Source organism: Oscillibacter sp. CAG:155 (assembly GCA_000436875.1).
GTDB lineage: Bacteria > Bacillota > Clostridia > Oscillospirales > Oscillospiraceae > Oscillibacter.
Map to the genome: position 1 here is coordinate 1 of FR890955.1, position 12,822 is coordinate 12,822.

At 51.3% G+C, this 12,822-nt stretch carries 10 protein-coding genes and 1 pseudogene; 7 read left to right on the top strand and 4 right to left on the bottom strand.

Going from position 1 to position 12,822, the window contains the following annotated elements; translation table 11 throughout:
* Window positions 1-1,150 precede the first annotated feature (1,150 nt).
* The 3 genes from QZL67_RS10035 to QZL67_RS10045 form a co-directional block, all read right to left on the bottom strand.
* Window positions 1,151-4,444 (bottom strand): AAA family ATPase, encoded by a 3,294-nt coding sequence (locus QZL67_RS10035; protein WP_022290586.1) that lies wholly within the window; start codon window positions 4,442-4,444, stop codon window positions 1,151-1,153.
* Entirely contained in the window at window positions 4,444-5,583 is a 1,140-nt protein-coding gene (locus QZL67_RS10040) for an exonuclease SbcCD subunit D (RefSeq protein ID WP_022290587.1), read from the bottom strand. Before QZL67_RS10040 ends, QZL67_RS10035 begins: the two co-directional genes overlap by 1 nt.
* Window positions 5,584-6,984: 1,401 nt before the next feature.
* Window positions 6,985-7,752 (bottom strand): TraX family protein, encoded by a 768-nt coding sequence (locus QZL67_RS10045; protein ID WP_022290588.1) that lies wholly within the window; start codon window positions 7,750-7,752, stop codon window positions 6,985-6,987.
* 442 nt (window positions 7,753-8,194) lie between these two features.
* Between QZL67_RS10045 and QZL67_RS10050 the strand changes: the two are divergent.
* From QZL67_RS10050 to QZL67_RS10080, 7 genes and pseudogenes are all read left to right on the top strand, one after another.
* A pseudogene (locus tag QZL67_RS10050) lies at window positions 8,195-8,611 on the top strand (asparagine synthetase B); the annotation flags it as partial.
* Window positions 8,612-8,689: 78 nt separating this feature from the next.
* Window positions 8,690-8,968: an asparagine synthase-related protein gene (locus QZL67_RS10055; RefSeq protein ID WP_292920309.1), complete on the top strand. Its 279-nt coding sequence runs from the start codon at window positions 8,690-8,692 to the stop codon at window positions 8,966-8,968.
* Between the two features lie 658 nt (window positions 8,969-9,626).
* Window positions 9,627-10,358, top strand: a complete 732-nt coding sequence (locus QZL67_RS10060; protein WP_022290591.1) for a hypothetical protein — start codon at window positions 9,627-9,629, stop codon at window positions 10,356-10,358.
* 11 nt (window positions 10,359-10,369) lie between these two features.
* The gene (locus QZL67_RS10065) at window positions 10,370-10,942 is read left to right on the top strand and encodes an SGNH/GDSL hydrolase family protein (protein WP_022290592.1); all 573 of its coding nucleotides are present in this window, start codon (window positions 10,370-10,372) and stop codon (window positions 10,940-10,942) included.
* Complete coding sequence (locus QZL67_RS10070; RefSeq protein WP_022290593.1) at window positions 10,939-11,349, top strand: peptide deformylase; 411 nt, start codon at window positions 10,939-10,941, stop codon at window positions 11,347-11,349. The genes QZL67_RS10065 and QZL67_RS10070 overlap by 4 nt, the downstream gene beginning before the upstream one ends.
* Window positions 11,346-11,660 (top strand): TIGR04076 family protein, encoded by a 315-nt coding sequence (locus QZL67_RS10075; RefSeq protein ID WP_022290594.1) that lies wholly within the window; start codon window positions 11,346-11,348, stop codon window positions 11,658-11,660. The genes QZL67_RS10070 and QZL67_RS10075 overlap by 4 nt, the downstream gene beginning before the upstream one ends.
* Before the next feature lie 12 nt (window positions 11,661-11,672).
* On the top strand, window positions 11,673-12,389 hold the full coding sequence (locus tag QZL67_RS10080) for an SDR family oxidoreductase (RefSeq protein WP_022290595.1): 717 nt from the start codon (window positions 11,673-11,675) through the stop codon (window positions 12,387-12,389).
* Between the two features lie 145 nt (window positions 12,390-12,534).
* On the opposite strand, the gene QZL67_RS10085 is transcribed toward QZL67_RS10080, so the two are convergent.
* The coding region (locus tag QZL67_RS10085) for a hypothetical protein (RefSeq protein ID WP_292920277.1) at window positions 12,535-12,822 on the bottom strand (288 nt) is incomplete at its 5' end.

Below are 12,822 nucleotides of genomic sequence, written 5' to 3' on the forward strand. Positions count from 1 at the left end.
CCTTATTCTTTGATATAGCGATGCAAAAATTGATCCGTTTTCTCTCAAGAAAGTCTTGTATGTTTTTCAAGACAGAGGTACCATTTTTCAAACTTTGAGGTAAACTGTGCCGCCTAGAGTATCACCGTGGGTCACGGATTCTGGCCGAAACTATTCCGCTGACCACATGTAAGACCACAGTCAGCGCTGGAACACCTGGAAACAGAGGGGACAAGAGTGCTAGAAAGTAACTGATCTGGAACAGAAATGACTATAAACTACTATAAACGACTATAAAAAATGCTGAAAACCTCTTTGGGAGGTTTATGGTATTCGAAACGAATAATTGCAAAAAAATGACCAATAATCTTTCAAAGCGCGAATAACCTTCGCAAAGGGCGGGAAATAGTTATGAGTTTTTATAAAAATTGGCCATCATAAACAATGCTGAAAAAACTGCTGAAACAGGCGCAAAAGTGCTTGAAATTTTCTGAAGAGAGAATAAAAGCCTTTATTTCTTTCCTTATAGTTGAATTTCCTGAGCATTCAAAACTGCTTACTGTCCATTTCCTCGTGTATTTCTTGGCGTTTTACACCAAAGATTCTCCCTGAAGATACTTTTTAGTATTTAATCTTTGTCTGGAGCGGACTTTGATTGTTCTGAAGAAGGAATCTCCACGAACTATGAAAAGATTCAGAATATGGCCGACAAATGATTCTCTGGATGAGACTGCAGGGGAAATTTCTGAAAAGGATCGTACTGCAATGAGCACCAGAATGAAAAGATGTCAAGGCGTAAAGATCCGGGGGGATCATTACCCGGAAGAAATATCATACGGAAAAAGGAAATCTCATTTCCGCATTGAAAATGCCACTCATTGCGAAACGGGAAAAATTGGATAGGTTTGCCTGGATGATTGTCCCTTCCAAATTGAAATAATTTAGAGGACCCTATTCTTTGATATAGCGACGCAAGCTTTGGACGGTTTAATCCCTGAAAACGGGGCGATCTTTTGCCGTGAAACAGGGGGAGAGGGAGTACCAAAAGCAGGGAAGAAAACGGTATCATTTACCACATCCAAAGGTACCAATGCCACACATCAAAGGATAAAAACAATATCTCCGCCAGGAGCAACCATTTTGCAAAAAACGTTTTGCAATATACAGGCCATTACACTACAATCTCTACCCGGCTGCCGCCGGTTTTCTCCTTGGTCACAATGATTTGCTTATCTATTTTTTCTTTCAGCTCCGTCACATGGGAGATAATGCCTACCAGGCGTTTGCCTTCCGTAAGACCTGTGAGGGCGCGGATGGCTTGGGCAAGGGACTCCTCATCCAGGGAGCCGAATCCCTCATCTACAAACATGGTGTCCAGCCGAATGCCTCCCGCGGCAGACTGCACTTCATCAGAAAGACCCAGGGCCAGGGAAAGGGACGCTTTGAAGGATTCCCCACCGGAAAGGGATTTTACACTGCGTTCTGATCCATTGTAGTGGTCAATTACATCCAGTTCCAGGCCGCTCTGACTGCGGTTATTGTCTGCCTCTCTCCGGCGTTTGAGCTCGTACTGTCCTCCGGACATGACCAGCAGCCGGAGATTGGCCCGCTGGAGGATGCGGTCAAAGAAGGTCATCTGGATATAGGTCTCCAGGGCGATTTTTTCTCGATCGCGAAGCCGTCCGTTTACAGTATCCGAAAGCGCTTGCAGCCATTGCTGCCGCTTTTCCAGCTTTTCCAGATCTATCACTTTCTCACAGATGTTTTTTAATGCGGTTTGGTTGGTAACCAGGCGGGCGTGGATGGTTTTCTGGGTATTGTTTGCCTCTGCACGCTGGCGGGTCAGTTCCTGGCTTTGCTGCTGCAATGCCTCCATGTCCACCGCCTGTGCGTTCTTCAGGAAATCTTCCTGTTCTCTGATTGCAGCATCGGCAGCGGCCAGCTCCTTCTGCCGATCTTCGGCTGTTTTGCGGGCTTGCTCCAACGCATCAGCAAGTGTCCCAAGTTCCTCCTGCAATGCAGAAATTTTCTGCCGAGCACGATCCTGATCCGGGAAAGACAGCCGGTCATGCAGGGTTTGAATCTGTCCGGACAGTTCCTCCTGCCGGCTTCTGGCACCTGCCAGGTCTTCGCTTTGTTTCTTGGCGGAGTCCTCCAATACCCGCAGTTCCTGCTCTGCCAGAGGGATCTTCTGGTTCAGTTCCTGCTTTTTTTGCAGTCTGTTCCCCAATTCCTGCTCCAGCTTCGCCATCTGTGCGATTTTCTCCGCCGCCTCAGACAAAGCCTGGGTAATCACCGCCGAAGCGTCTTCCAGAGAGCAGGTCTGTAAATGGGCGGATAGTTCCCCATGAAGGTTGTCCTCCAGCTGGGCTCGCTGTCCGCCCAGCGTACCCAGAGAGACTTCAACCCGCTTGATGCTCTCTGTCATTTCCGCTGCTTGCGCTTCCAACTCTGTCAGGGAATCTGCTTGGCGGGCGATTTCCTGCTCCAGTTCTGTACGATGGGTGAGTTGGGCTTCCTTCTCCAACAGCGCCTGGCGCAGCCGGGCAAGTTCTTCCGCCCCATCCGCCTGACAGGCCACCAGCTGTTCATGGGCTGCGCTCAAAACCGGCGAATCGATATAATCTGTCATGTCCTGGATCAATTGGTTTTTCCGGCCTTCCAGAACGGCTTTCTGCGTTCCGGCGGCCATGCTGGTATCCTGCATTCTCTGCTGTGCTGTTTCCCATGCGGTCTTGGCCTCCTCCAGTTCCGCCTCGGTAGGGGCATCACCGGACAGCTGGGCGGGAGTAGGATGATGGAGAGAGCCGCACACCGGACAGGGCTGGCCATCCGTCAGCGACTGCGCAAACAAGCCGGCCTGTTCGTCTAAAAAGGCACGATTCTTCCGTCGGTATCGTTCCTCCAACTGCTCAGACCGCTCTCTGGCCTGTTCGTAATCTGCCTGGGCTGCCTGCAGCGAGAGTTCCGCTTTGCTGTATTCATCCAGTCCACCTAGCAGGTCAGAAAGAGCATGTTGTCTCTTCTGTACCTGATCCTGGTGATGGAGGAGTTCCAGCTTTTCTTCAGAAAGCCCGGCTGAGGCCTGGAAGCTATTCTGGTTGGCCCGCAGCGCTTCCTTTTCCTCTGCAAGCCGGGCGGCCAATTCAGCCTGCTTTTGGATCAGTTCCTCATACTGATGCTGCGCTGTACCGATCTCCTGAAGGCATACCTGCCATTGCTCAATCTGGGTTTTCAAAGCGGTCAGCGCGGCTTGATGGCTTTCGACCTGATCTCGCTCCCGCAGCAGGCGTTCCTGCTCTGTATCCACCAAGGCAAGCCCGGTCAGTTCCTGTTTCCATTCTCCCAGCAAGCCTTCTTTTGCAGCTCGCTCCTCTGCCTGCTGGCTGCATGTTTGCTCCAGTGCCCCGATGCTTGCTACTAAGGCAGTCAGAACCATCTCCTGTTGGGACAGCTCCTGATATCGGGGCAATTCCGCCTCCAAAGCGGCTAGCTCTTTCCCCAGAGACTCCTGTTGAGGTACCTTTGCTTGCTCTGCCTCCAGAGCTTTCTGCGCTGCCGCTGCCTGAGACGCCAGTTCTTCCCGTTCCTTACGGGCCTGTTCCAGCTTTTCTCTGACCTTTTGGGCCTCCTGCGCCTTTCCCAACAGGGCGGAGGATTCTTTCAGCGATTCATCCAGCTGGTCCAAAATCTCCTGACAGGATGTTTCCTCTTTCTGATCCTGATCGATCAGCCGTTGAATCAGCTCAACTGTTTCCTGAAATGGCAGATCACCTGATTGGGCCTTCAACACTTTGGGCTGCAACGGATCATTTTCCTGGCAGACTACGCCGCCGATGTACTGCTGCACGCTGGCACGGGCAGACTCGCAGTCCCGCTGAAGCCCCATGGCCTGGCCCTTTACGTTCTCCTGAAACACCATGTAGTAACGGGTTTTGAAAATTTCCCGGAAGATCTCCTGACGGCTTTTGGTATCCGCCTGCAGCAGTTTGCGGAAATCGCCCTGTGCGATCATGGCAATCTGAGAAAACTGACTGCGGTTGAGGCCGATGATTTCGGTAATCTCCCGGGTGACCTCCCGGGCTTTGGTCACCAGACGGCCGCCCGGAAGGCACAGCTCCGCGTCTGCTTTCTGGATTGTCGTACCGCCGCCCTTTTTGGAAGGACGCTCATACTCCGGATTCCGGCGGACGGTGTAGGTTTTCCCGCCGTAAGAGAAGACCAATTCTACCTGTGTGGGTGTCTCCGGCTGGGCATATTTGGAGCGGAACATGGATGGATCCCGGTCATCTCCGCTGGGCTCCCCATAGAGAGCATAGGTAATGGCGTCGAAGATCGTGGTCTTACCTGCACCGGTGTCTCCGGTGATCAGGTAAAGCCCCTGCTCGCCCAGTTGTTCCAGATCCATGATTACCGCCCCCGCGTATGGACCAAAGGCGGATACGGTCAATTTCAGTGGCCTCATTACTCACCCTCCTCCCAAATGCGCTCCATCAATGTCTGGGCGAAAGCACGCTGCTCCTCGTCCATGGGTTGTCCGTTCTGCTGCTCATAAAATTCCTCCAGTAATTCCAGAGGCGATTTACGCTCTAAGTCTTCCACACCGTCCGGGTGGATTCCTGCCCGGGTTCGTTTGTTGTCATAGTCCAGCTTCATCAGGTAGGGATAGATGATCTGCAGCTTCCGAACGGCATCCGGAATGTCCTCCTCGTCCGTGAGGGTGATGTGGACATAGTCCGCCCGGTAGCTTGTCCCTTCATAGAAACCGCGGAAGGTCAACTCCTCGTAGGTTCCCCGCAGCTCCACCAGGTCTCTCTGGGGGATCAGGGGCACGGTGCGGACAGACACCGAACCTTTCGGCCCCAGTTCCACCACAGTCACGGACTTCTGATGACCGGCCTCTGAGAAGGAATATTTCAGAGGCGTACCACAGTAGCGCACTGTGGCCCGGCCTACCTGCTGGGGGCCGTGGATATGGCCCAAAGCCACATAGTCGAAGGGATCAAATACAGTTGCGTCCACATTGTCTGTCCCGCCGACGGATAATTCTTCTGAGTCGCAGCGGGCGGCGCCGGTGACAAACTGGTGGGTGACCAATACATTTCTCTCTGCCGCATCCACATTCATCGCCTCAATGGCCGCATGCAGGGCATCCGTATAGGTGGAAATCTCCTGTTCGGGGAAGCACCGGCGCACATGGGCCGGCTTCACAAATGGCAAAAGATAAACCTTTACCGGACCATATTCGTCGGTAAGCGTAATGGGAGCAACTTTGCCGTCATAGACCGGCGCCAGATAGACGCCGCTGCGCTCCATCAGCCGTCCGCCAAAGGCCATGCGCTCCGGAGAATCGTGATTGCCGCTGATGAGGAATACCCGCAGGCTCTGTTTGGACAGGCGCACCAGAAAATCATCCAACAGGGCCACTGCCTCAGCGGAGGGCACCGACTTGTCATAGACATCTCCGGCAATCAGAACTCCGTCCGGTTTCTCTGCATCCACGATACGGAGGATCTCTGTGAGGATGTATTGTTGATCCTCCAGCATGGAAAACTCATTGACCCGCTTGCCCAAATGCAGGTCAGAGAGATGAATGAATTTCATTGGGATACCTCCTAGAGAAGCAGTATGCGGAACGATCATAATCACGGCGTAAAGACCAAGAAAATGCCAGCGTGATTCATTTCCATTATACTGAATCAACCATTCTGTGACAAGAAAGACAGCTGACCTGCCGGCCCAATCCATTTGCTTTTATAAGAATAACCCCTGTGAAATCACCGGATTTCACAGGGGCTATTTTTATTTAGAGCGTGTTAAGAACGAACCTATCTATTTTGAAAATAACTTGTATGCCCTTGCAGGGAGAGGAATAATCTGTCGAACTGAGCATGAAGCAATCCCTCTCGTTAGACTATGGACACGGGCATCGGGGGAGGGTCGAAACTTTTCTGCTGACCACATGTAAGACCACAGACAGCGTCGGAGTACACGGAAACAGTGGAAACATGAGCGCTAAAAAGTAATTGCTTTGGAGCGGAAATGACTATAAATTGCTATAAACAACCATAAAAAATACCGAGAACCTCTTTGAGTCGTTTCCAGCATCAGAAACGAACAATTGCAAAAAGATGACCAATAAGATTTCAAAGCACGGATAACGCTCTCAAAGGTTGGAAAATAGTTGTATATTTTTATTAAAATCGGCCATCGCAAACAGCGGTGAAAAACCTTCTGAAACAGGTATAAAGGTGCGTAAAATTTCCAAAAACGGCAATAAAGGTTTTTATTTCTCTCGTTATAATTGAATTTTCGGAGCATTAAAACTTGTTTACAGTCCGCTTCTTCCCTTATCTCTTGGAATCCTGTCTCAAAGGTCTTCGTTGAATATACTTTTTAGTGCCTATTTCTTTGTATATAGCATGTTAAAAACTGATATGCTTGGGGGGACTTGTATTCCTCCCGATTAGGATCCACTTAAGCAGACATTGTTCCATTAAACGGAGTCTCCTGGTGTTCTTTAGCTAATGTTTCCTTTTTCTTTCATAGCCTGCTTAACATCTTCACGAGTAATCCTATAATACTGCAATACGCGAAGAACATCTGTGTTACATATTTGCCCTTAACATCATTAAAGTCATAATTATGACAGCAGGATTTCCAGCGTAATCCTGCGTTACTGCCGCAGACTTAATTTCCACCATCCAATGAGAAAGCGGGAAAGATGGGCTGAGAATATGATTTCTCAGCCCATCTTTCCTCTTTGTCTACAGGCCCCTTATTCTACCTTATCCCGGTATGGGCTGGGGAGTATTTCTGACCACAGAACCTACCACACATCGCCTCGGACCACACGGAAAGGGGTTCAGTTCCTGGTTCGGGAGCCGACCCCCTTTTAATATTTAGGCGGCGTAAGCGTTTGAAGGCAATTATCTCCGAGACAGTAATAGGCGATGATTCTGACGAATACTTCTCCTTCACGCAGAAAACATGATCTTTTCATGGTTAAAGCACAAAATGAAGCATAAAGATAAAAATAAGATACAGCACCATCATGTGCAGGGGATAAAATGAATAGCAAAAATATTGCCACCATTTTTTATGATATCCCAGTTCTCCATTGTACAGCCAAATAATCGGTAAAGATAACAGGGCAAGGCCTTGCTGAACAACTTCCAATGTAACTCCCAATATATTTACTTCAAAATAATATCCTCCTAAGAATTCCACATTGATATAGTACAAAATGAGTACTTGGGCTAAATAATTCCACCATTTTTTTTGACGGAAAGCATAGAAGGTCAGAACCGTCAGGACTCCAAAGCCATAATAGTCAACAAAGGTGATCGTTCCTATGATCCATCCCAAAAAGACGATCAAAATGATCAATATAATTTTTACCGCGATATTCCTGCTGCTTATCTTTATTTTATCAATGCCAATCATGCATATGATCGCGATCAGGAACGTCCATAATACATTTTGATGATACGGATATAACCATCCTCCCCCTGACATAAGGTTAAATGGGATTTCAGAGATTAAAGCAAAAGCAAGCAACCTGCCCATATATTTTTTAATGTTTCGGGTACGGAAATATCCTTCCGCGATCATAAAAGCAAAGATCGGGAAAGCCAATCTTCCAACATTTGTCATCCAATGTTGGCCCGTCAAAATGGTTGCCCATAAATGGTCTAACAGCATGAACGCCATAGCAAGAACATGCAGGCCAAAAGAAGTGATTCCGATTTTTTTCTTTCCCAAATTGATCAATTTCTTTCATTCCTCTTTCACGCGTTATCATTTGAATACAGCGGCACGAAAGCAAGTCGATTTTTGTTCCCCTGCTGTCTATAGACTCACTTCTGCTAGAGTCTACCACGGCAAAAGAATAATTTCAACAGAATTAGACGAACAAACCGGACCGGAGGTGCTCCCGCAACCGGACAGCTCCCCTGGTCCCGGCCTGGGGCGGGGCAGTTTCATCGGTACTTTGTTCCAATGCTGCCCCGCACGCATCCGGACGGCAGAGGCGGAGGATCAAACCGGCGGCCGGAGAATAGATTGGCAAGGAGAAGCAAGGGTGCTCCCCACAGCGGAGGGCACCCTGCGTTTTTTGTTGTGGGGTATATTTATGTGAGGAATTGCCGGATTTTGTGAATTCAACGTGGATTTTCTGGAAAGTACGGAAGCGCGGACACAGGTTCCCACAGGCATGCGAACCGTCATCGCACACCGGGGGCACGATCAGACCGGGGAATATTTGCGGCACAATGTTGGGCTCGCCTACACCCGGCTTTCCATCCGGGATCAGGCCGGCGGCGTCCAGCCCATGGTGCGCCGTCAGGGGGGATGGGAGTTCGGGATCGTCTGCAACGGGGAGAATTACAACGCGAAGGAGCTGAAATAGGACTTGCTCCGCTGCGGGTATCACTTTGAGACCACCTGTGATACCGAGGTGATCCTCTGCGGATACATGGAGTACGGTATGGAGATGGCCAAGAAGCTCAACGGGATCTTTGCCGTCTGGGACGGGCGGCGGGACGCGCTGTTCCTCTGCCGGGACCGGCTGGGGAACAAGCTGCTGTTTTACGCGGTGGAGGGGAGTACCCTTGCGTTCGGCTCAGAGCCCAAGGCCCTGTTTGCTCATCCGGGATCGCCCCTTTGTGGACTAGGTGCTCTCTCTATCCCCGCACCATACCTATCTGGGGTGCGACGAAGTCGCTCTGCCCATCTGCTGGCGGACGCGGTGCGGATGAAGGACCTTCCGGGGATGACCGATGTGAACGCATCCCTGCTCTATTTCTGTGGCCTGTTGGAGTGGCACAACAGGGTGGCCCTGACCGGCGAGTGCGCCGACGAGATCTTCGGCGGCTACCACTGGTTCTATCGGGAGGACCTACTGCACGCCGATGGTTTCCCAATGGAAATGTTTCAGAGAGTCTGTTCTTTGTATAGCGATGTAAGAATTGATATGCGTATTTTTTAGAAAAAACTTGTACACATTCTGAAGCAAAGGTATAATTTCTGAAACTCAAAATGGTACAGCGCTCCCCCAACGGTGTGCTACCCCATGCTCTGAGACCTAGCCAAAGCGCTCCTGCTGACCACATGTAAGGCCACAGACAGCGCTGAAACACATGGAAACAGCGGGAGTAAGAACACTAAAAAGCAACTGATTTGAAACGAAAATGACTATAATCCACTATAAATGCCAATAAAAATGCCGAAAACCTCTTTGGGAACAGAAAGCCGGGGGTTCAAGTCTCCCCCTCCAGCCACCCCCTCTGAAATTAACAATTTCGGAGGGGGATTTCTTTGATATGGCAATGCAAATTATGGGCATTTTAGCCCGCGGGAGGGATAATCAGATGGATCTAAATGTTTTGTATAGAAAATTGATGTATTAAGCGTTAATCCGAAATCCAGATGACATAACAATAAAAGATACGCCTTATGTTTGAATTTATCAATTTCACATGAAGAATAGAATTCCACAATATCAAAAGGAGTCAGAAGCACATGGTTCCCGGCTCTTTCCCTGTTTCCATTCGTTTGGCGTTGCTCCTGCTAAACTGGTCATCATGGCATTTTCCCCATTGCTGTGTTATAATGCCTGTAACAAGTTGGAAAGGGAGGTGCTGGCCATGGCCATTGAGAACGGCGAGTGGATCATGCGGGGTTTGGATTGGGATAACCCATACCGCATCCGCAGCTGGCAGGAACTGATCCACTGGGTCGACGAGATTGGGTTTCTGCCTCTTTTCAAAAATGAGATCGATGGCTTTTCTGCTGAGGAGCACACCTCTGCCCTTTATTGGTGGAGCGGTGACCTGGAGCAGGACCCTTGGGAGTGGCGGCAGCTCATTGCCCGCAGCGGACGGGTGGCCTATGGCAAGTTCTTTGGCAAAAAAGCGGGGTTCATCTCCAAAGCGTGGTTTCCCCACTTCGCCAACTGGCGGCGGGATGGCTATGATTTTGACAGTCGCTGGGATGAGGAACTGGCTAGCATACGCCAGAAACGCATCATGGATCAATTCACCGTCAAGGGCGAGCTGTACTCCTTCGAGCTCAAGTGCCTGGCCGGGTTCGGTAAGAAGGGACAAAAGAACTTCGAGGGGACGGTCACCGACCTCCAGATGGGAGGCTACCTGCTCATCCGGGACTTTCGGCAGCGCCTGAACAAAAAGGGGCAGCCCTATGGTTGGCCCATCTCCGTCTATGCGACCCCGGAGACCTTGTGGGGCTATGAACATATCTCCTCCGCCTATTCCACGGAGCCGGCTCATTCCAAGGAACTGGTTTATCAGCAGGTGCGGAAAAACTTTCCGGCGGCCACAGAGGCCGCGCTCCAAGCGGTGCTGGGATGGGGCAAATAGGGGGGCTTATGATGCGGATCTTGATGCTGGGCAACAGCTTTACGTTCGCCAACAATATGCCCCAGACATTGGCTGAGCTGACCGGTGCGGAAGTGGTCCACCACACCCGGGGCGGGGCACGGCTGTCGGAACAGCTGAACCCAGGTACCAAACTGGGAGCCCGGACCCAGGCGGCACTGTCCAATGCGCACTGGGATTATGTGGTGCTCCAGGAAATGAGCCACGGGCCCATCACATCTCCCAAGCGATTCTTTTCCAGTGTGGGGCAGCTTTGCAAGCAAATTCGGGAACACAGTGCCGTCCCGGTTCTCTACGCCACCTGGGCTTACCGGAAAGGCGGGGCAAAGCTGACGGCCAAAGGCTGGAATTACGATGAGATGGCCCGCAAACTGTTTGATGCCTACCACCAGGCTGCTCAGGAGAATCACGCCCTCATTGCCGACGTGGGCCAACGGTTTTATGAGCTGTCTGATACCCAAGATCTGTACGCCGACGATGGCGTCCACCCCAATGAAGTGGGTTCCCGCATTGCGGCGGAGACGATTGCAACAGTCATTCAGGAATATAAGGAGAAACAACCATGATTCGAGACATCTGCAAGGACGAGGCGTTTTTGGCCCAGAAAGCGGAGCCTGCCACACCCGATGACATCCAGATTGCCGCCGACCTGCTGGAGACATTGGAGCACCACAAGGACGGCTGTGTAGGCATGGCTGCCAACATGATCAGCGTCAACAAGCGGATCATTGCCTTCGACAACGAGGGTACCTACATGGTCATGTTCAACCCGGAAATCGTCAAGAAGTCCGGGCCCTATGACGCGGAAGAGGGCTGCCTTTCCCTTACTGGGATTCGCCCGGCCAAGCGGTGGAAGTCTATCAAGGTGCGTTGGCAGAATGAGAAGTTCCAGGAGCGTTTCAAAACTTTCACAGGATGGACGGCCCAGATCATCCAGCACGAAATCGACCACTGTGAGGGCATGATCATATGAAAAAGTGTAAGATCACCGTTGTGCGCATCACCCGGTATGAGGACCTGATGGCCCAATATGAGAATCCGATCTCCCACGCCTGCGACATGGAGGTGGGGAAAGTCTTCATCGCCAACGGCTGGGCCAAACCGGAGGGCTTTTGCCAGAGTGCCTGGGACACGCTTTCGCCCTTTGTGCTGGCCTTGAGCCACGGTGGGGAGAACTTCTACGATGGCTGGATGAAAAACCCCAGATCTGCCATGCTCTCCTGCAACGATGGTTTCCGGCCAGTGAGCTTTCTGGTGGAGACCCTGGACGAGGATGCAGACTGAGGAGGAAACACCATGTTTGAAAACAAAATTGCGGTGGTCACCGGCGGCGCCAAGGGCATCGGCAAGGCCATCACGGAAGAGTTCCGAAAAGCTGGGGCAAAGGTGTGCATCATCGATTTACTTCCCAACGATTACTATGTGGGTGATCTGGCTGACCAGACTGTTCTGGAGGACTTTGCCCGCAAGGTGATTACCGACTACGGCCATGTGGACTATCTCATCAATAATGCCCTGACCCTGATGAAGGGCATCGACGAGTGTACCTATGAGGAGTTCAATTACGCCTTGCGGGTGGGGGTCACCGCACCTTTTTATCTCACCAAGCTGTTCGCCCTGCACTTCGCCCCTGGGGCGGCCATCGTAAACATCTCCTCCTCCCGGGACCGGATGAGCCAGCCCCAGACGGAGAGCTACACGGCGGCCAAAGGCGGAATCTCTGCTTTGACCCACGCTCTGGCAGTGAGCCTGGCTGGCCGGGTACGGGTGAACTCCATCTCTCCTGGCTGGATCGACACTGACTACACCGTCTACAAGGGCCCCGATGCCTACCAGCAGCCCGCCGGACGGGTGGGCAATCCCCTGGACATCGCCAATATGGTGCTCTATCTCTGCTCCGATAAGGCGGGTTTCATCACGGGGGAGAATATCTGCATTGACGGCGGCATGACCCGTCAGATGATCTACCATAACGACTTCGGCTGGACTTTGCAGAGAGACGAGAGGGAATGAGAAGTGCCATCCGCTGTTACTCCCGCCGTCATGGCAACACCCTGAAAGCCCAGTAGGCTATGGCCGGAGCAGGAGAGGCAGACCTCATCGATGGGACTAACCGCCAGACCATCCGGCTGTAAGGGGTATGACACCTTCAGCCCCTTCAAGCTGGCGGGCGGTATTGCCAAGAGCTGCCCGGACGCCCGGGATTTAGAGAATGTCCAAACCTTCTTCCGGAAAATGAAAGATTGCTTGAGATGAAAAACCAACCTATGGGTCCGCCCTCCGGCGGGCCCTTTTTGCGCAGAATCTGGAAATTTTTCTCCGGCTGAAAAATTTGTATGCTCTGATTCGTGTGATAGGAGAAGGGAGTGAGGTCGTTTGTGTTCATCTGGTACCGATGAGACGATCCACCGCTTGGTGGAAACGTACAGCCCCATGCTGCTGCGGC

Coding starts and splice junctions, on each gene's coding strand:
- QZL67_RS10060 (WP_022290591.1), top strand. CDS start 9,627: ATGGCCATTGAGAACGGCGAGTGGATCATGCGGGGTTTGGATTGGGAT.
- QZL67_RS10080 (WP_022290595.1), top strand. CDS start 11,673: ATGTTTGAAAACAAAATTGCGGTGGTCACCGGCGGCGCCAAGGGCATC.
- QZL67_RS10035 (WP_022290586.1), bottom strand. CDS start 4,444: ATGAGGCCACTGAAATTGACCGTATCCGCCTTTGGTCCATACGCGGGG.
- QZL67_RS10070 (WP_022290593.1), top strand. CDS start 10,939: ATGATTCGAGACATCTGCAAGGACGAGGCGTTTTTGGCCCAGAAAGCG.
- QZL67_RS10040 (WP_022290587.1), bottom strand. CDS start 5,583: ATGAAATTCATTCATCTCTCTGACCTGCATTTGGGCAAGCGGGTCAAT.
- QZL67_RS10075 (WP_022290594.1), top strand. CDS start 11,346: ATGAAAAAGTGTAAGATCACCGTTGTGCGCATCACCCGGTATGAGGAC.
- QZL67_RS10065 (WP_022290592.1), top strand. CDS start 10,370: ATGCGGATCTTGATGCTGGGCAACAGCTTTACGTTCGCCAACAATATG.